Annotated in this window: 2 protein-coding genes; both read left to right on the top strand. The window is 46.2% G+C overall.

All coding sequences use genetic code 11. The annotated features are described in order from the left end of the window. Positions 1 to 187 (top strand): hypothetical protein (locus NPS47_RS25190; protein ID WP_274297425.1); only part of this gene is annotated, 187 nt, incomplete at its 5' end. Between the two features lie 8 nt (positions 188 to 195). Beyond that, positions 196 to 951: a hypothetical protein gene (locus NPS47_RS25185; RefSeq protein WP_274297424.1), complete on the top strand. Its 756-nt coding sequence runs from the start codon at positions 196 to 198 to the stop codon at positions 949 to 951. Positions 952 to 1,034 lie beyond the last annotated feature (83 nt).

Here is a 1,034-nt window from a genome sequence, read left to right as displayed (position 1 = left end):
AGACGTGCGGCAGCGGTCAGACGGTCGGGGCTATATGTTCCGACTGGCGCTGGAATGGGCAGCAAACGAGGCTGATCGAGTCAACAGTACACCTGGCAGTGAACTGATAGAAAAAGATGGCATCGTGCTGACACACCAAAGCACAGAGCTACTTAAGTTAGCCGTCCCCAATTCAAACGGTCGTTGAGCACTATAATGTTAAATCTTAATAAACCCCTTGAACTGCCGCCGCAGCTTGAGTGGAAATTTGCGCAAGAGCCTGAATTAATGGCTTGGACGATCCGAGCGCGTAACTACAATACGTTTGTGGCGAATGGTATGTTTGCGTTTATGCTAGTCGTAATAATGGGATGGGCGTATTTTCTATACTCAACTCCAGCGTCGGATGAGCCTTCTTTTTCAAAGTTATTGGTGAGTATATGTTTTTACATAATATGCGCGTCCGTAATCTCTACTATGACCCATCAGCGAATGAATTTCGCTTTTCGCTTCACAAAGTCCGGTGTGGAGTATTGTAAGTGGAAAGATTTTCCCGAGTGGGCTCTGACTTTTTTGAAGTGGCTTGCAGGGATAACGGCGATTGTTTTTATTTTCATGGCGACTATTGATCCATCGTTTTTGCTTGGTGCGTTGATAGGTCCTGGTGGTGTGGGTTTGACGTATCTCTCGATGGCGTACTCAAAGAACTATCGGGAAATGCATACGTACTACCATCACTATGCATTTAAGTGGGAAGAATTTACGCAGCTGGCCGTTGCTACCAATCGAGAAGTTGTTGATTTGAAATACACGATAACCATGGAGGGGGATGACTTTGAAACCAATTGGAGTCTGAATATATTTTGCAAGCGAAAGACAAAAGAAAAGGTGGCGGAACTTATCAGGCCTTATCTGTCTCCAGGAGTGCCTTTCATTAAGACAAAAGTTAATGTTCCGCTCAGTACCGATTGATGGTTGATTGTTCATGGACCGCCAACCGCTTCAAGCGTGAAGGGCTGCGCTTGTGGTTGTACCGTTGCAGCTGGGGACGCGGG

The organism is Pseudomonas putida (assembly GCF_028682475.1).
Taxonomy (GTDB): Bacteria; Pseudomonadota; Gammaproteobacteria; order Pseudomonadales; family Pseudomonadaceae; genus Aquipseudomonas; species Aquipseudomonas putida_AG.
The sequence above is the reverse complement of the archived record's forward strand: the minus strand, read 5'-3'. Positions and strand labels throughout refer to the sequence as shown.

Excerpts from the sequence above, each read along its gene's own strand:
- NPS47_RS25185 (WP_274297424.1), top strand. The coding sequence starts at position 196 with ATGTTAAATCTTAATAAACCCCTTGAACTGCCGCCGCAGCTTGAGTGG.